This is a genomic window from Candidatus Competibacteraceae bacterium (assembly GCA_016713505.1).
Taxonomy (GTDB): Bacteria; Pseudomonadota; Gammaproteobacteria; order Competibacterales; family Competibacteraceae; genus Competibacter_A.
In genome coordinates this window covers 1,715,678-1,734,073 of sequence record JADJPA010000001.1, presented here as the reverse complement: position 1 = coordinate 1,734,073, position 18,396 = coordinate 1,715,678, and the positions used below count along the sequence as shown (strand labels likewise).

The following is an 18,396-nucleotide window of genomic DNA, read 5'->3' as shown; positions in this document are numbered from 1 at the left end:
GCCGCCACGCCGGTAAAGGATTTGCCGGATAGTCACAATCCCGCTGTACGCCAAAAACGGCATCCCGGAAGTGTGGCTGCTGGACGTGCAAAACCGACAATTGGAAATCTATCGCGAACCCGCCAACGGCGCATACCGCCAGCGCGACGCCTGTCAATCCGGCTTCATCGCCCCTATCCTCTGCCCTGACGCCAGCATCGACCTGGCCGAACTTATTCCCCCAAGGCTAAACGACCGTTTTGCGGGGCGGGTGATTTTTATATTCACTGCGGGGGTTCATCCGTGCAATTTCTAAATTGCATGGAATATTTGCACGGTTCCATGTCGCAAAAACCAAAATTCCGGTTAGGAATTAGGGTAAGATATTGATAATTATAATTCTCCTCTGAACCCTTCTTCTGTTTTCATCATGGCTAACCCTACTGAATCATTCGCCGCCGACGGGGCGGAGCGCGTCCCGCTCAAAGTTTTCACCGAAAAGGCGTATCTGGACTATTCCATGTACGTCATCCTCGACCGGGCGTTGCCGCACATCGGCGACGGGCTGAAACCGGTGCAGCGGCGCATCGTCTACGCCATGTCCGAACTCGGCCTCTCCGCCAATTCCAAGCACAAAAAATCCGCCCGCACCGTCGGCGACGTGCTCGGCAAATACCACCCGCACGGCGATCTGGCCTGCTACGAAGCCATGGTGCTGATGGCGCAACCGTTTTCCTACCGCTATCCGCTGGTGGACGGGCAGGGCAATTGGGGTTCGCCGGACGATCCCAAATCTTTCGCCGCCATGCGTTACACCGAGGCGCGGCTGTCGCCCTTCGCGCAAGTGTTGCTGTCCGAACTCGGTCAAGGCACGGTCGATTGGACGCCGAATTTCGACGGCACCCTGGACGAACCAACCTTGCTACCGGCCCGCCTGCCGCATGTGCTGCTGAACGGCGCGACCGGCATCGCGGTCGGCATGGCGACCGACATCCCGCCGCACAACCTCGGCGAACTGGCCGCCGCCTGCATTCAACTGCTCGATCTGCCCGACAGTTCCCTAGACACGCTGTGCGAGCTGGTGCCCGCGCCCGATTATCCCAGCGGGGCGGAAATCATCACCCCGCGCGAGGAGTTGCGCAGGCTGTACCAGACCGGCAATGGCGCGGTGCGGCTGCGCGCCCGCTTCGAGCGGGAAAACGGCGAATCGGTGGTGATCACCGCCTTGCCGCATCAGGTGTCCGGCGCGCGGATCATGGAGCAGATCGCCGCGCAAATGCGCGAGAAAAAATTGCCGATGGTCGAAGACTTGCGCGACGAGTCCGACCACGAAAACCCGACCCGGCTGGTGCTGGAACTGCGCTCGAATCGGGTCGATGTCGATTTGCTGATGGATCATCTGTTCGCCACCACCGACCTGGAAAAGAGCTATCGGGTCAACCTGAACATGATCGGCCTGGACGGCAGGCCGCAGGTCAAAAATCTCAAGCAAATCCTCGAAGAATGGCTGCGTTACCGCGTCGCCACCGTCCGCCGGCGGCTGCAATACCGGCTCGATCAAGTCGAGCAACGCCTGCATATTCTCGACGGTTTGCTGATCGCCTATCTCAATCTGGACGAAGTGATCCGCATCCTGCGCACCGAGGACAAACCCAAACCGGTGTTGATGGCGCGCTTTCAACTGTCGGACATGCAAGCCGAGGCGATCCTCGAAACCAAACTGCGCCACCTCGCGCGTCTGGAGGAAATGAAGCTGCGCGGCGAGCAGGACGAACTGCGCAAGGAACAAGAGCAGTTGCAAGGCTTGCTCGGTTCGGAACGGCGCTTGAAGACCTTGATCCGCAAGGAAATCCAAGACGACGCCAAACGTTACGCCGACCCGCGCCGCTGCCCGCTGGTGGAGCGGCGCGCGGCGCAAGCCTTGGATGAGGCCAGCCTGACGCCGAGCGAACCGATGACGGTGGTGCTGTCGCAAAAGGGCTGGGTAAGGTCCGCCAAGGGTCATGAAGTCGACGCGGCGGCGCTGAGTTATAAAGCGGGCGACGGTTTGCTCGATCAAGCCCAAGGCCGCAGCAATCAAGCGGCGGTATTTCTCGATACCACCGGCCGCACCTACACGCTGCCGGTGGCGGGTTTGGCCTCGGCGCGCGGCTACGGCGAACCCCTGACCGGCCGGCTCAGCCCACCCGACGGCGCGCGTTTCGTCAGCGTGCTGCTGGGCAATCCTGAAGACCTGTACTTGCTCGCAACCGACGCCGGTTACGGTTTCATCTGCGCGTTCGACGATCTGCTCAGCCGCAACAAGGCCGGCAAGGTGGTGCTGACCGTGCCGGACGGCGCGCGGATTCTTGCGCCGTTGCCCGTTGTCAACCTCGAAACTGAACGCTTGGCGGCGGTCGGCAGTGGCGGCCGGTTGTTGGTGTTTCCGGTGAGTGAATTGCCGCGCTTGCCCAAGGGAAAAGGCAATAAAATTCTGGACTTGCCGGGAGATGAAAAACTGGTTGCGCTGATCCTTTTACCGTCGGACAAGGGCGTGATCCTGACCGCCGGCAAGCGGGATTTCAAACTCAAGCCCGCCGATTTGGAAGCCTACGCGGGCGAGCGCGGCCGGCGGGGCAAGCCGCTGCCGCGCGGTTTTCAACGGGTGGAGCGGTTGGCCGTCGCCGACTGAACGCGCCGCCAGAGCCGATAGCCCAGCAACAAGGCCAAGATGCCCGCATACAGCAGCGGTTCGGTGATGTCCGCCTTGACCAACCAGAGAAAGTGCAGCACGCCGAGCAAACCGATGAGATAGACCAGCCGGTGCAGTCGCCGCCAGTTGCGGCCCAGCCGCTTGATCATCCCGTTGGTGGACGTGGCCGCCAGCGGGATCAACAACAACCAACCGGCGAAGCCGACCGTGATGTAGGGCCGTTTGGCGACATCTTCGATGATCGAGTTCAGATCGAAAAACTGATCGAAAATCAAGTAAACGCTGAAATGCAGGCAGACGTAAAAGAAGGCGAACAGTCCCAGCATCCGCCGAAATTTAATCCAATTGTTCCAACCGGTGATCTGGCGCAGCGGGGTGATGGCTAAGGTCATCAGCAGAAAACGCAGGCTCCAATCGCCGGTAAAATGGCTCAAGGTTTCGACCGGGTTGGCGCCCAGTTGCTCGTGCCAAACCAGCCAGCACAGCCAAGCTAGGGGCAACAGACTGGCGCTGAATACCAAGACCTTGGTAATAAAAAGAGGTGGGCGCAGGGTTTGGAGCGGCATGAGGCGCAGGGTGGCATTAAAAAAGCCGGAACCAAAGGCTCCGGCAAAGTAACCACCAAAGGAAGGTGTGGAGAAGAACGACATCTTTCGATGTCAGGAATAAGTTAAACAGCATTGTTGCACTGCGTCAAGTTCTTTTTTGCGGTTGCAAAAAAAAGCCGGAACCCGAAGTTCCGGCAAGCAACCACCAAAGGAGAAGTTTGAAAAACAACATTAACCACCGAATGTTGCGGTGCAGTATAAGCGATATGCTGCACTGCGTCAAGAAAATTTTCAAAACAAAGTTTCAGAAATTAGGATAGCGGCCATTGGGTGACATGCCGTCTTTCAAACCTTAAGGCGCGCGTTGCTTAGGTTTCATGGCGCAAGACGATTTTTCCCAGTTGCTGGGCGGCTAGCAGATGCTGGTGCGCAGCTATCGCCTCATCGAGCCTGAAAACCCGGTCGATGACCGGTTCGATGCGATGCTTGACCACAAATTCCAGCATCGCCGCGAATTCGGTTGGAGAGCCCATGGTGGAGCCGATGATTCGCGCCTGTCGGAAAAACAAACGCACCAGATCCAGGCCGGTCGGCGGATTGCCGGCGGTGGAGCCGTAAACGACCAGCCGCCCGCCCGGTTTGAGCAAGGAAAAACAACCGGGGAAATTAGCGCCGCCGGTTCCATCGATAACTACGTCCACGCCGCCGGTCAGCTCGGCCAGTTGTTTGGGCCAGTTTTCAACGTGATAATCGATACCTCCGGCAGTGCCAAGCCGGCGGGCTTGCTCCAGTTTGGGCGCATTTCCGCTGGTGATAAAGGTTTTTGCCCCAAGCGCAATCGCCCATTTCATGGCGAAGGTCGCCACGCCGCCGCCGATGCCGGTGACCAGGACCGTTTCGCCGGGTTGCGCCGCCGCCTGGGTCATCAAGGCTCGCCACGCCGTCAGCCCGGCCAGCGGAAAAGCGGCCGCTTGTTCCCAGCTCAGAAAATCCGGCTTGGGAACAACGTGGCCGGCCGGCACGCAGATGAATTCGGCGAAGGTGCCGGGATCGGGCATCCCCAAAACCCGAAAAGTGGCGCTGGGAAAGCGGGTGTCCGTACCCCAATCGTAGGCCGGATAGATCATGACCTCCTGGCCGAGCAAGCCAGACGGAGCATCCGCGCCGAGCTTGTCGATTACGCCGGCGCCATCCGAACCCATGATCGCGGGCAGCCGGATCTTGGGATACTGATTGAGGGTGATCCACACATCGCGCCGGTTGAGCGCGGACGCGCGCAAACGAACCCGAACCTGACCGGGGCCAGGTTCGGGCGTGGGGACTTCGATCAACTGTAACTGCTCTGGGCCGCCGAGTTTCGAAAGGACGATGGCTTTCATGCGAGGGTTTCCTGAAAAGGGTTGCGGTTCAGGTCAGAACGTTGTCATTTAAACTATGCTGTGAAACTTTATAGGCTCCAAAATACTGTCAAGCAAGGTAGCGGCGGACGAAACCGAACATCCTTGACGCGCCTTTCTTCACTTTCCCCAAACAATGATCTAGCTTTACTGGACGAACATCGCCGGGAGCGATCCCGACAACAACCGCGCCCTTCGAGCGCGCTCATCGATCAGCCCGGACTGAAAGCATTATTGCCTCACGCCTACTGACAAGCATCGGGAAGCGCAAGCTGCCGTGACTCCTTTGTTAGCCATTTCCTTTGCGGAGGCGGAAGGGTATCCCTCACCACTAGACGAGCACGAAGAGAAGCACGATGACTGACAAGCCTATCAATATGACACGCCCGCTAGATCTGACGCACGAAAAGCGTAACGTCGGCCCCCAGCGTATCCAACGGCCGCTCTATGTGGATTTGCTGCCCACCTGCAACAACGCCTGTCCGGCGGGCGAGAATATCCAAGCTTGGCTGGCGCACGCGCAAGCCGGTCGCTTCAAGGAAGCCTGGCAGAGCCTGACCGAGAACAATCCGATGCCGGCCATCCACGGGCGGGTCTGCTATCATCCCTGCGAAACCGCCTGCAACCGCGGCAAGCTCGATACGTCAGTCAGCATCCATGCTGTGGAACGCTTCCTCGGCGATCTGGCCTTGCAGGAAAACTGGCAGTTTACCGTGACCGCGCCGCCGACCGGCAAACGGATCTTGGTGGTCGGCGCCGGCCCCAGCGGTTTGTCGGCCGCCTACCATCTGGCCCGGATGGGCCACACCGTCGAAATCCATGAGGCCGGGCCGATGGCCGGCGGCATGATGCACTTCGGCATTCCCTCGTATCGTTTGCCGCGCGACGTGCTGGACACCGAGATCAAGCGCATCGAGAACATGGGCGTTAAGATCGTCCTCAACCACCGGGTCGATGACCTGATGGCGGAAAAGGAAGCCGGCAAGTTCGACGCGCTGTTCATCGCCGTGGGGGCGCACATCAGCAAGCGCACCGAGATTCCTTCCCGCGATGCCGGCAAGATGCTCGACGCCATCAGCTTTCTCAAGGATGTGGAAACCGGCAACGCGCCGAAGCTGGGCCGCAAGGTCGCCATCTACGGCGGCGGTAACACCGCGATGGACGCCGCTCGGGTCGCCAAGCGCCTCGGTTACGAGCCGCTGATCATCTACCGCCGCGACCGCGCCCACATGCCGGCGCACGATTTCGAAGCGACCGAAGCGCTCGAAGAGGACGTGAAGATTCATTGGCTGCGCACCATCAAGAACATCGAGGAAAACAAGTTCACGGTGGAGATCATGGAGGTCGACGCCAAGGGCCGGCCGCAACCGACCGGACAGTTCGAAACGCTGGAAGCCGATGCGCTGATCATGGCGTTGGGCCAGGATGTCGATACCAGTTTCATGCGCAAGGTGCCGGGCGTGGAATTCAAGGACGACGGCGTGGTGACGGTGGACGAGAACATGATGACCGGTTATCCCGGCCTGTTCGCCGGCGGCGACATGGTGCCTTCCGACCGTACCGTCACCATCGGCGTCGGCCACGGTAAGAAAGCCGCTCGCAACATCGATACTTGGCTGCGCGGCGCCTCTTATGTCAAGCCGCCCAAGCACGATCTGGCGACTTTCGAGAAGCTGCACGTCTGGTATTACACCGACGCCGCCCAGCGCCCGCAGGGCCATCTGGAGATGAAGCAGCGGGTCAGCAGCTTCGAGGAAGTGGTGGGCGGCTTGAGTCAAAAAGAAGCGCTGTACGAGGCCAGGCGCTGCCTGTCCTGCGGCAACTGCTACGAGTGCGACGGCTGTTACGGCGCTTGTCCGGAAGACGCCATCATCAAGCTGGGGCCGGGCAAACGCTACCGCTACAACTACGAGCTGTGCACCGGTTGCGCGGTGTGCTTCGAACAATGTCCGTGCCATGCCATCGACATGATCCCCGAGCCGCCGGCGGAGGCGTCACAGCCGGCCAGTTGAACCGATCAATGAAATCGCGCGCCTTTCCCGCACGGGAGGGGCCGCGCATAAATTTTTGAATCCACTGCCTGTCGCCGCGTGGCTCGGGCCAAGAGAAGAGAAGCACAATGACCGAACGGCAAGTCACCACCATCGATGGCAACGAGGCCGCCGCCTACGTCGCCTATCGCGTGAACGAAATCTGTACCATCTACCCCATCACGCCGTCCTCGACCATGGCCGAACTGGCGGATCAGTGGGCCTCGGAAGGGATCAAAAACATCTGGGGGACCGTCCCCCTGATCATGGAGATGCAGCATGAAGGCGGCGCGGCTGGCGCGGCGCACGGCGCGTTGCAGACCGGCGCGCTGACCACGACCTTCACCGCGTCGCAGGGTCTGCTGCTGATGATCCCCAACATGTACAAGATCGCCGGCGAGCTAACCTCGGCGGTGTTCCACGTCGCCGCCCGCGCGCTGGCGACCCAGGGCTTGTCGATCTTCGGCGACCACCAAGACGTGATGTCGGTGCGCCCGACCGGCTTTTGCATGTTGGTGTCGGCCTCGGTGCAGGAAGCCCACGACATGGCGTTGATCGCCCAGGCCGCTACGTTGGAAGCGCGGGTGCCGTTCATCCACTTCTTCGACGGCTTCCGTACCTCGCACGAGGTCAACAAGCTGACCCTGCTCACCGACGACGACATGCGGGCGATGATTCGCGACGATCTGGTGCTGGCCCATCGCGCCAGAGCGCTGAATCCCGACCGGCCGTTCATCCGCGGCACCGCCCAAAATCCCGATACCTATTTCCAAAGCCGCGAAACGGTCAATCCGTTCTACGCCAAGGTGCCGCAGATCGTGCAAGCGGCGATGGACAAGTTCGCCGGCGTCTCTGGCCGCCGCTATAACTTGTTCGACTACTTCGGCGATCCCAATGCCGAGCGGGTCATCATCATCATGGGTTCCGGCGCGGAGACCGCCCGCGAGACCGCCGGTTATCTGAACGCGCGCGGCGAGAAGGTCGGCGTGTTGCAGGTCCGGCTGTACATGCCGCTGTCGGCCTCGCATTTCCTGGCGACGCTGCCGGCCAGTACCAAGTCCATCGCGGTGCTGGAGCGCACCAAGGAACCGGGCGCGACCGGCGAGCCGATGTATCTGGAAGTCGTCAACACCTTGGTGGAGGCGCAGATGGACGGCAAGCTGCGCACGCAAAGCCTGCCGCGCGTCGTCGGTGGCCGCTACGGCCTGTCGTCCAAGGAATTTACCCCCGCCATGGTCAAGGCGGTGTTCGACGAGCTGCGCAAGGACAAGCCCAAGAATCACTTCACCGTCGGCATCAACGACGACGTGATGCATACCAGCCTGACGGTGGACCCGCATTTCGTCATCGAATCCGACAAGGTGGTGCGGGCGATGTTCTTCGGGCTGGGCGCGGACGGCACGGTCGGCGCCAACAAGAACTCCATCAAGATCATCGGCGACGACCCGGAGTTTTTCGCCCAGGGTTATTTCGTCTACGATTCCAAGAAGTCCGGCTCGCAGACGGTTTCGCATCTGCGCTTCGGCCCCGATCCGATTCAGGCGCCTTATCTGGTGCAATCGGCCAACTTCATCGGCGTCCATCAGTTCAACTTCCTGGATCGCGGCGACGTATTGACCCGCGCCGCGCCGGGTGCCATCGTGCTGCTCAACACCAGCCCGCACGAGCCGGAGGAAGCCTGGGATCGCATTCCCCGGCCGGTTCAGGAAGAAATCATCGCCAAGAAACTGGAGGTCTACGGCATCAACGCCGAAAAGGTGGCCCGCGACAACGGCATGGGGACGCGGATCAACACCATCATGCAGACCTGTTTCTTCGCCATTTCCAAGGTGCTGCCGCGCGACAAGGCCATCGACAAGATCAAGTATTCGATCAAGAAATCCTACGCCCGCAAGGGTGAGGAAGTGGTGCGCAAGAACTTCGTGGCAGTGGACAATACCCTGGTCAACTTAAAGCAAATTCCGGTGCCGGCGCAGGCCACCGGCACTCGGGCGCTGCCGCCGGTGGTGCCGGCCAACGCACCCGATTTCGTGCGCAACGTGACGGCGATGATGATGGCCGGACGCGGCGACGAGCTGCCGGTCAGCGCCTTTCCGGTGGACGGCACCTATCCCAGCGCCACCACCAAGTGGGAAAAGCGCAACATCTCCAACTTCGTACCGATCTGGGAGCCGGAGATTTGCATTCAGTGCGGCAATTGCAGCATGGTCTGCCCGCACGGGGTCATCCGCTCCAAGTTCTATCACCAGCAAGGCTTGGAAAGCGCGCCAAAAGCGTTCAAGACCGCGCCCATCGACGCCCGCGGCTTCCCGGATATCCGCTATACCCTGCAAGTCTATCTGGAGGATTGCACCGGCTGTTCGCTGTGCGTGGAAGTCTGTCCGGCCAAGAGCAAGGAAAAGGTCGGCCACAAGGCCATCAACATGGCGCTCAAGGAGCCGGTGCTGGACGACGAGCGCGCCAATATCGGCTTCTTCGAAACCTTGCCGGAAGTGGATCGCGGCCGGGTCGATTTTTCGACCGTGCGCGGCGTGCAATTCTTGCCGCCGCTGTTTGAGTTCTCCGGCGCCTGTTCCGGCTGCGGCGAGACCCCTTACGTCAAACTGCTGTCGCAACTGTTCGGCGACCGGCTGTTGGTGGCCAACGCCACCGGCTGCTCCTCGATCTACGGTGGCAACCAACCGACCACGCCGTGGTCGATCAACAGCGAAGGGCGCGGCCCGGCCTGGTCGAATTCGCTGTTCGAGGATAACGCCGAATTCGGTTTGGGCTTCCGGCTGACCGCCGACATGCACCTGAACTACGCGCGCGAGCTGTTGCAGGCGCTGGCGTCCGGCATCGGCCAGGAGCTGGTGGAGGATTTGTTGGAGGCCGAACAGGTCAGCGAAATCGACATCCGCCGCCAGCGCGGCCGAGTCGCCGAACTCAAGCAGCGCCTGAAAGAAAGCAAAGACCCGCGCGCCGCGCAGTTGTTGGCGATCGTCGACCAACTGGTCCGGCGCAGCATCTGGATCGTCGGCGGCGACGGCTGGGCCTACGACATCGGTTCTTCCGGGGTCGATCACGTGCTGGCCAGCGGCCGCGATGTGAACATCCTGGTCATGGACACCGAGGTCTATTCCAACACCGGCGGCCAGATGTCGAAATCCACCCCGCTGGGCGCGGTGGCCAAGTTCGCGGCGGCCGGCAAGGCGGTCGGCAAGAAAGACCTGGCGCTACAGGCGATTTCCTACGGCAACGTCTATGTGGCGCGGATCGCGCTGGGGGCCAACCCGCAGCAGGCGTTGCTGGCCTTCCGCGAGGCGGAAGCCTATCGGGGGCCGTCGCTGATTCTGGCCTACAGCCACTGCATCGCCCACGGCATCAACATGCAGCGCGGTCTCGACCAGCAGCATCTGGCGGTGGAAAGCGGCCATTGGCCGCTGGTCCGTTACAATCCGGGCGTGCGCGAGTCCGGCGACAATCCGTTCGTGTTGGATTCGGCGCGGCCGAAGATCCCGCTCAAGAAGTACGCTTACAACGAGGTGCGCTACAAGGTGCTGGCTTATACCAATCCCAAGGAGGCCGAACATCTCATGGAACTCGGACAGCAGGCGATCAACCAGCGCTGGGCCGTGTACGAGGAAATGGCGGCGCGCAGCGGCGCGGCCTTCCAGCCGACGTACAAACAATAAAAGGCGCGTCATCCCTGAACCTCCAGGCGCGCTCCTCGTCCCGGCAGGGGGAGGAGCACGCGCTAGCGCACCGCCAGTGGTAAAGGGCTGACGATCCACCGACATCTTGCACGCAGAAGGTATCACCATGGATTTACGAACCACTTACATGGGGATGGAATTGAAGCATCCCATCGTGGCGTCGGCCTCGCCGCTAGCGGGAACCGTGGCCAACATCAAGCGCTTGGAGGACGCCGGCGCGTCGGCCGTGGTCATGTTTTCGCTGTTCGAGGAACAGTTGAAACACGAGAGCGCCGCGCTGGAATATCTGATGACGGCGAACACCGAAAGCTTCGCCGAGTCGCTCAATTACTTTCCGGAAGTCGATGACTATACGGTCGGTCCGGACAGCTATCTGGATCTGTTGCGGCGGGCGTCCGAGGCGGTCGATATCCCCATCATGGGCAGCCTGAACGGCATCACCAGCACCGGCTGGATCGAGTACGCGCAGTTGATGCAGCAGGCCGGGGCTAGGGGCATCGAACTCAATATCTATTACATTCCGGCCGATCTGACCACCGACGGGCGCGCCGTGGAACAGCGTTACATCGAAATCGTCAAGGCGGTCAAAGCGGCGGTGACGGTGCCGGTGGCGGTGAAATTGAGCCCGTTTTTCAGCGCGATCGGTTCGATGACCAAATCCCTGGACGATGCCGGCGCGGATGCGTTGGTGCTGTTCAACCGCTTCTATCAGCCGGATTTCGATTTGGACAAGCTGGAAGTAGCGCCGAATCTCAATCTGAGTTCGCCCGATGAGATGCGCTTGCCGTTGCTGTGGATCGCGGTGTTGTACGGACGCTTGCGGGCCTCGCTGGGCGCGACTCGCGGCGTGCACACGCCGGTGGAAGTGGTGAAGTATCTGATGGCGGGCGCGGATGTGGTGATGACCACCTCGGCTTTGCTCAAGAACGGCATCGACTACATGACCACGCTGCGCGATGGTTTGCAGACCTGGATGGAGATGCATAACTACACATCGGTCGAACAGATGAAAGGCTCGATGAGCCAACAGAACGTAGCCGATCCGACCGCCTTCGAGCGCGCCAACTACATCAAGACCCTCGAAAGCTTCAAGGGCGATTACATCTGATTGATTTGCTCCTCTCGCTTGGAGGTCTCAGGGATCGCGCAAGCGATCCCTTTTTTTGTCCGAAAACCGCCCGTCAATCCCCGAGCGTGCTATTCCGACAGTGGGTTTCATAAAAAAAGGTCGAAGCCGCGACCGCCAGCACCACGCCCGCCAGAATCAGTAGAAATCCAGCCCGATAATCGGCGATGCCATAGGTCCGGACCCCGTTGGTGAGAGCGCCTCGCCACGTCAGATCCATGATCCAGCCAAACAGCGGCTGGACCAGCGCCGCGCCCAGGAAAATCCCGGTATTGACCAGGGCGATGGCCATGCCCGACAGCGCCGGGGCAACCACCTCCTTGGCGCCGGCATAGGTCAGGACGAACGAGCCGCAACTGAAGCCCATCAACACGAACCAAGCCATGCCTGTGCCGCCGGGCGTCCAACCGCCATAAACGATTCCCGTCCAGGCAATCGCATACAGCAAGGTCCCGCTGACCAACAGCGGTTTGCGCCGGCCCAGACGGTCGGAACACCAGCCGTGAAACAACGCACCGCAGGCGAAACCGGCCAAGGCGAAGGTGGTGTACAGGGAGGCTGCGGACCGCTCCAGACCGTGAACATCGCGCAGAAAGGGAATCGCCCACAGCCCGACAAACGCTAAAAAAGTGCCCGGCATTCCCAGATTGGCCCAGAAACCCGGCCAGGCCCGGCGGGTGGCCAATACGCCCAGCAAATCGTGCCACCAGTGGCGGTCGCGTCCCGCGTGCGCGGGTTTACCGTCCATTTCCCGGACCGAGGGAAACCCCAGCGCCTCCGGTCTGTCGCGCACGATCAGCCACGACAGCACCGCCAGCACCAGGGCGATAAGGCCGAAGGCGACGAACACCCACCGCCAGGACCACAACGTCAACAATCCCGCCAGGGGGCCAGCCGCCAGAATGGCCCCGATGTTGCCCAACAGCAGAGTCAAGCCGCTGATAAAACCGTAATCCCGATCCCGGAACCACACGGTGTTGCTTTTCATCAGCCCCACGAACACCACCGACACGCCCAATCCGACCAAGGTCCGGCCCAGTGACGCTTGCCAGAGGGTATCCGCCAGACCAAACCAAATAGAGCCCACTCCAGAGACGGCATTACCGACCGTCACCAAAACCCGCGCGCCCACGGTATCCGCCAACACCCCGGCGGGGATTTGCATGGCGGTATAGATGTAGTAATACGTCGCCGCCAGCGATCCCAAAGCCGCGCCGGTGGTACCGAAATCCCGCATCAGGTCGGCGGAGACCACAGCCGGTGCGATGCGGTGAAAAAACACCAGGAGATAGGCGGCCGCCAGAATGATGTAAATGGTCCAGCAGGCGCGGGTAAAACGCGCTGGATCAAAGGAGGTGGGCGTTTTTGCTGTCGGAGTTGTCATGACCGGTACTTCTTATGGTTGAATTCACCACACATCGTAGCAAGTTTGCCGCGCCGTGCTCGGCCGGGGTGGCCAAATCCGCCAAGAGGCGTGAAACCGTGGAGCAATGATGAGAATTTGGATCGATGCCGACGCCAGTCCGGGTCCGGTCAAGGACGTGGTCTTTCGCGCCTCGCGTCGAGTCGGTGTCCCGGTCACGCTGGTCGCCAACCGCCGGCTCGTCCTGCCACCGTCAGCGCTGATTTCAGCCGTACAAGTCGGCCAAGCGCTGGATGAAGCCGATGACTATATGGTCCAGCACGCGGCAAATGGCGATCTGGTGATCACGGCGGATATTCCGCTGGCGGCCCGGCTGGTGGTCCGAGGCATCGCCGCCCTGAACCCGCGCGGCGAGCTCTATACGCCCGAGAATATCCAGGAGCGGTTGAGCCTGCGCGACTTCAAGGAAGCCTTGCGTTCGACTGGGGTGGCGACCGGTGGGCCGCCGCCTTATGACAACCGCGACAAGCAAGCCTTCGCCAATGGCTTGGATCGCTGGCTGACGCAACAGCGATCGGCTAAACGCTGATTTTGCAAGCCCTGGCTGGCGTCTGCTCAAGCCAGCCGACGATGAGGCCAGCGCTTGGAGTACCAAGCTCGCTTATTAAATGTACAAATGTACAACAATGAGCTACCATACTGGAGTGATGACCCTTCATTGCCGGTGATCGAAATGCCCAGAACCGCCGATGACGCCGCCTATCTGGCGCGCTTGCAGGACTATTACAGCCGCTGGCGCAGCCTGCCGGCTTACCAAGTCTTGCGAACGATTCTGGGTTTGGCGACGCGCTCGGGCGTGGCGGTGGTGTTGCGGCGGTTGGAGCGGGCCGGTTATCTGGAGCGCACGCCCGCCAAACGCTGGACGCCCACCGCGCGCTTTTTCGAACGGCCGCTGGCGGATGCGCCGGTGCCCGCCGGCTATCCAACCGCGGTCGCGGACGGCGGTGAGACGGCATCCATCGATGCCTGGCTGGTTCGGGAACCTTCGCGCACGGTGGTACTGCCGGTGACCGGCGATTCGATGTGGGAGGCGGGCATCTATCCCGGAGATCGGGTCGTCGTCGAACGAGACCAAGCGGCCCGGCCCGGCGATCTGGTGGTTGCGGTGGTCGATAACGAATTCACGCTCAAGACGCTGGCCGTGGAAGAGGGTGCGATGGTATTGCGACCGGCCAATCCGCGCTATCCGGTGCTGCGCCCCGAGCGTTGGGAGCTGTTTGGGGTGGTGGTCGGGCTGGTGCGAAATTACCGCAAGTGAGCCGCTTGCAAGGGTGGCCAGCGTCGGACGACTGGGTGTGGCGCCAGCGGTTTGACGGGGTTTCCAGCAGAGTTGAGGCGGAATGATGGACATTCAGCGCAAACTCGCCATTCTGGCGGGGGCCGCCAAATACGACGCCTCCTGCGCGTCGGGCGGCGTGGCGAAGCGCGGCTCGGCAACGGGCCAGGGGCTAGGATCGACCGAGCGTTCGGGAATTTGCCATGGCTTCGGGCCGGACGGGCGCTGCATTTCCTTACTCAAGGTGCTGTTCACCAACTGGTGCGTTTATGACTGCCGGTATTGCGTGAATCGCTGGTCCAGCGACATTCCGCGCGCCCGGTTTCGCATCGACGAGTTGGTCCGACTTACCCTCGATTTCTACCGGCGTAACCTCATCGAAGGGCTGTTTCTCAGCTCGGGCATCATCCGCGACCCTGACTACACCATGGAACAGGTGATCGAAGTCGCCCGCTGTTTGCGAGAGGAGCACGGCTTCCGGGGTTACATCCATCTCAAGGCCATTCCCAACGCCAGCGAGGAACTGGTGCTGGAGGCGGGTCGGTATGCGGATCGCTTGAGCGTCAACATCGAACTGCCAACCCCTGCCGCGCTCGCGCGGCTGGCCCCTGAAAAGGAGGCTGGCGCCATCGAGCGGGCAATGGCGCAAATCCGTTCGGCGTGCGAGGCAGGCTTGGAGGGCGCGACCGTCAAGGCGCGCTGCCTGCCGGCGACAGCGCCGAAGCCCAACCGCGCGCCCCGCTTCGCTCCGGCGGGGCAGAGCACGCAAATGATCGTGGGTGCGGACGGTTCCAACGACCGAGCCATCCTGGAGACCAGCGCCGCCCTGTATTCAGCCTATCGCCTCAAACGGGTTTATTACTCGGCCTTCAGTCCGATCCCGCGCGCCCCGCCGAATTTGCCGCTTCAGGCCGCGCCGCCGCTGCGGGAACACCGCCTTTATCAGGCGGATTGGCTGTTGCGTTTTTACGGCTTTCAACAGCAGGAAATCGTCACGCCCGACGGCATGTTATCGCTGGACATGGACCCCAAACTGGCCTGGGCGCTGGCCCATCCGTCGCAGTTCCCGGTCGATCTGAACCGGGCGCCGAAAGAGCGGTTATTGCGGGTGCCGGGCTTGGGGGTACGCTCGGTCGGCCGCTTGCTGGCGGCGCGCCGCCTGGGCGCGATTCGGCGCGGCGATCTCGACCGGCTGTCTATCGCCGTCGCCAAGGTATTGCCTTTCGTGGTCTTGCCCGACCATCGGCCGCGCGATGGCGATGTGGGTTTGCTGCTCGCCAGCCGGCGCAAGCGCCCGCGCGCGACGCAACTGGAGCTGTTTGCCGACCCATGAATCTTTTGGCCGTCACCCTGTTGAGCGAGACCGATTGGGAAGGCTTTTCCCAGGCGGTCCGCTTTTTGGTGCGGCAAGGCGTGTCGCCCGATCGCGTTATCTGGCGCACGGCGAACCACCGTCAAAGCGACTTATTCGATGCGGTGCAAACCGCTGCGGCAGCAGATTTGCCGGCGGTGGCGGCTCTCCAACTGCCGGCGAGCTTCGTCGAAACAGCCCGCCTCGCTTTTCTGCACAAGGCGCACGCCCGCTTCGATTTATTGTATCGAACCGCGTGGCGGGTCGTCGAAGATCGGCGGCGCTGGCAAAATCCGCTCGCTCCAGACCGGATGCAGTTAGAGCGCATGGGCCATCAAGTGCGGCGGGAAATGCATTGGATGAAAGCCTTTGTCCGCTTTCGACGGCTGGTGGATACAGCCGGTCAATACCACCATGTGGCTTGGTTCGAACCGCAACATTATATCGTCGAGGCGGTTGCACCCTTTTTCGTGGGACGGTTTGGCGCGATGCGCTGGGCGCTTCTGACGCCGCGGGTCAGCGTTTCGTGGGACGGCAACGCGCTGAGCTTCAAGGCCGGAGCCAGGAAGGAAGACGCGCCGCCGGCCAACGCTGGGGAGGCGTTATGGATCGCCTATTACCAGAGCATTTTCAATCCGAGCCGCTTGAAGGTTCGGGCGCTGAAAAGAGGGATGCCGGTGCGCTACTGGGCCAATCTGCCGGAAGCCGCCGTGATCGGCACGCTCGTCCGGGGGCATCGGCCCGATCAGGACTGAAGAACCAGCGCGAACGGACAGCCGGCACGTAGAACGGGCATCAGCCGGGCTGGCTGGGTGGGTCCCGTACTGGTCACACCGTCGGCTAGCGCCGCACCCGCCCATGGCTCGATTCCGCCATTGCGCCCGCCGCCTGCCCGACCCTGGCCCACAGTGCAAATTAGAGTTTAACGGGGGGCATCACGCCTGAGTCTGGCGCCGTGCGCCTCGTTAGGGGGCGGTTTGTTCGAGTCGGTGGTACAAGACCGACATCGGTTACCATTAACGGCGTGGCGTCACCCTCAGCCCGCCGTAGCTGCCCTCGACTTTCGCGCAATTCAGATAAAACCATGGACTTTACCAATCAGTTGATCCTGTTGATCGGCGTGCTGTTCCTGCTCTGCGTGCTGGCGAGCACGATTTCAGCACGGCTCGGATTGCCGTTGTTGCTGGTGTTTCTGGCGCTGGGAATGCTGGCGGGCGAGGACGGACCGGGCGGGATTCGGTTCGATGACGTGCAAACGACCTACATGATCGGCACCGTGGCGTTGGTCGTGATCTTGTTCAATGGCGGTCTGTGCACCGATATCGGCAGTTTCCGGGTGGGGTTGGGGCCGGCGCTGTGGCTGGCGACCGTGGGCGTGGTGGTGACGGCGGGCCTGACCGGTCTCGCCGCCATGTGGTTTTTGGAGTTGCCCTGGCTGGAAGGCCTGTTGGTCGGCGCTATCGTCGGCTCCACCGATGCCGCGGCGGTGTTCAGCATTTTGCATTCGCATGGTTTGCGGCTGAAACAACGAGTGGACGCGACCTTGCAGATCGAATCGGGCGCCAACGACCCGATGGCGATTTTTCTGACCGTTACCTTGGTGAACCTGCTGGCGGCGGGCGGCACCGCGCTGGATTGGAAGGTCGGCATCCAGTTTTTTCAGCAAATGGGAATCGGCGCGGCCGTCGGCTTGGGGGGTGGCTGGGCGCTGGTGTGGTTGATCAACCGCATCACGCTCAACGTGAGTTTGTATCCGCTGTTGGCTTTTTCCGGCGGGATGCTGATTTTTGGAACGACCGCCGTGGCCGGTGGCAGCGGCTATCTGGCCGTCTATTTTGCCGGAATCGTGCTCGGTAACCGACCCTTGCAAAACATCGACGACATCCGCCGGTTCCACGATGGGCTGGCGTGGCTGAGCCAGATGAGCATGTTCTTGATTCTGGGACTTTTGATTACGCCGCACGAGCTGTCGCCGTCGTTGGCGATGCTCGGTCTGCTGATTGCGTTGACCCTGATTCTGATCGCTCGTCCCGTGGCGGTGGCCGTGTGTCTGCTGCCCTTCCGCTTCAATTGGCGAGAGCGGGTGTTCATCGGTTGGATCGGGTTGCGCGGCGCGGTGCCGATCATCCTGGCGCTGTTTCCGTGGCTGGCCGGTTTGGAATATTACCGCCTGTATTTCAACGTGGCGTTTTTCATCGTGTTGCTGTCGCTGGTCATTCAAGGATGGACGGTGGCACCGATGGCGCGCTGGCTCAAGTTGCAAGTGCCACCGTCGGCTAGCGCCCTGGCGCGGCGATTGCGGCTGGATGTGCCGGCAGGGTTGGACTACGAGCTTTTGAGCTATTGGGTGACGGGTGATAGTCCGGCGATAGGCCGCGCCTGGGCTGAGCTGATATTGCCGGAAGGCGTGCGCTTGGTCGGATTGATCCGGAATGGCCGCATGATCGATAGTGATGCGGAGCTGCGACTGCAAGATGACGATCATGTCTTCTTGCTCGGACGCGCGGCTGATTTAGCGCTGCTGGACCCGTGGTTCGCTGCCTCCGAGCGGCTGCCAGAATATCTGGAGCCTTCTCGCTTCTTCGGCGAGATGGCGCTGGACGCCGAGGCCAGCATGGCCGACATTGCCTTGCTGTATGGCCTTAAGCCCGATCCCGAAGCGGCGGTCGGTACGTTGGAGGGTTATCTGAACCGCCAGTTTGATAATCCGGTGGTGGGCGACCGCGCCCGCGTGGGTCGGGTCGAGTTCGTGGTGCGCGAGATGCGCGGCAAGCGCATCACGAAGGTCGGCATGAGGTTGAATGTGACAGAACGCCCCAAGTCGAAAAACCAACAGCCTCCTCGCGCGTAGCGCAGCAACTGAAATCCCGGCCCTCACC

The 18,396-nt window shown here is 61.5% G+C and carries 13 protein-coding genes; 10 read left to right on the top strand and 3 right to left on the bottom strand.

The features are described 5' to 3' along the window. The first annotated feature begins 70 nt into the window (after window positions 1-70). Together IPK09_07840 and parC are read left to right on the top strand one after the other, a co-directional pair. Window positions 71-295 (top strand): hypothetical protein, encoded by a 225-nt coding sequence (locus tag IPK09_07840; GenBank protein ID MBK7983526.1) that lies wholly within the window; start codon window positions 71-73, stop codon window positions 293-295. 114 nt (window positions 296-409) lie between these two features. Further along, window positions 410-2,650 carry a DNA topoisomerase IV subunit A gene (gene parC / locus IPK09_07835; protein ID MBK7983525.1) on the top strand — a complete coding sequence of 747 codons (2,241 nt, stop codon included), beginning with the start codon at window positions 410-412 and terminating at the stop codon, window positions 2,648-2,650. On the opposite strand, the gene msrQ is transcribed toward parC, so the two are convergent. Both msrQ and IPK09_07825 read right to left on the bottom strand, forming a co-directional pair. Beyond that, window positions 2,617-3,237 (bottom strand): protein-methionine-sulfoxide reductase heme-binding subunit MsrQ, encoded by a 621-nt coding sequence (msrQ, locus tag IPK09_07830; GenBank protein MBK7983524.1) that lies wholly within the window; start codon window positions 3,235-3,237, stop codon window positions 2,617-2,619. The genes parC and msrQ overlap by 34 nt on opposite strands. Window positions 3,238-3,587: 350 nt before the next feature. Then, window positions 3,588-4,598, bottom strand: coding sequence for a zinc-binding dehydrogenase (locus IPK09_07825; protein ID MBK7983523.1), 1,011 nt, complete (start codon window positions 4,596-4,598; stop codon window positions 3,588-3,590). A gap of 374 nt (window positions 4,599-4,972) precedes the next feature. Here IPK09_07825 and IPK09_07820 point away from each other — a divergent pair, with 374 nt between their 5' ends. From IPK09_07820 to IPK09_07810, 3 genes are all read left to right on the top strand, one after another. Then, window positions 4,973-6,628: an NAD(P)-binding protein gene (locus IPK09_07820; protein MBK7983522.1), complete on the top strand. Its 1,656-nt coding sequence runs from the start codon at window positions 4,973-4,975 to the stop codon at window positions 6,626-6,628. Window positions 6,629-6,735: 107 nt separating this feature from the next. After that, window positions 6,736-10,320 carry a pyruvate:ferredoxin (flavodoxin) oxidoreductase gene (nifJ, locus tag IPK09_07815; GenBank protein MBK7983521.1) on the top strand — a complete coding sequence of 1,195 codons (3,585 nt, stop codon included), beginning with the start codon at window positions 6,736-6,738 and terminating at the stop codon, window positions 10,318-10,320. Between the two features lie 127 nt (window positions 10,321-10,447). Continuing rightward, window positions 10,448-11,449, top strand: a complete 1,002-nt coding sequence (locus IPK09_07810; GenBank protein MBK7983520.1) for a dihydroorotate dehydrogenase-like protein — start codon at window positions 10,448-10,450, stop codon at window positions 11,447-11,449. 73 nt (window positions 11,450-11,522) lie between these two features. On the opposite strand, the gene IPK09_07805 is transcribed toward IPK09_07810, so the two are convergent. Next, a complete protein-coding gene (locus IPK09_07805; protein ID MBK7983519.1) occupies window positions 11,523-12,851 on the bottom strand; it encodes an MFS transporter in 1,329 nt (442 codons plus the stop codon). Between the two features lie 109 nt (window positions 12,852-12,960). Here IPK09_07805 and IPK09_07800 point away from each other — a divergent pair, with 109 nt between their 5' ends. The 5 genes from IPK09_07800 to IPK09_07780 all read left to right on the top strand — a co-directional run bounded on the left by IPK09_07800 (window position 12,961) and on the right by IPK09_07780 (window position 18,368). Then, entirely contained in the window at window positions 12,961-13,419 is a 459-nt protein-coding gene (locus tag IPK09_07800) for a YaiI/YqxD family protein (GenBank protein ID MBK7983518.1), read from the top strand. A 144-nt stretch (window positions 13,420-13,563) separates the two neighbouring features. Then, window positions 13,564-14,148, top strand: coding sequence for a LexA family transcriptional regulator (locus IPK09_07795; protein ID MBK7983517.1), 585 nt, complete (start codon window positions 13,564-13,566; stop codon window positions 14,146-14,148). A gap of 85 nt (window positions 14,149-14,233) precedes the next feature. Next, window positions 14,234-15,499, top strand: coding sequence for a putative DNA modification/repair radical SAM protein (locus tag IPK09_07790; protein MBK7983516.1), 1,266 nt, complete (start codon window positions 14,234-14,236; stop codon window positions 15,497-15,499). After that, window positions 15,496-16,272 (top strand): TIGR03915 family putative DNA repair protein, encoded by a 777-nt coding sequence (locus IPK09_07785; GenBank protein ID MBK7983515.1) that lies wholly within the window; start codon window positions 15,496-15,498, stop codon window positions 16,270-16,272. The genes IPK09_07790 and IPK09_07785 overlap by 4 nt, the downstream gene beginning before the upstream one ends. A 329-nt stretch (window positions 16,273-16,601) precedes the next feature. Continuing rightward, window positions 16,602-18,368 (top strand): potassium/proton antiporter, encoded by a 1,767-nt coding sequence (locus tag IPK09_07780; GenBank protein MBK7983514.1) that lies wholly within the window; start codon window positions 16,602-16,604, stop codon window positions 18,366-18,368. The last annotated feature ends 28 nt before the right edge of the window (window positions 18,369-18,396 follow it).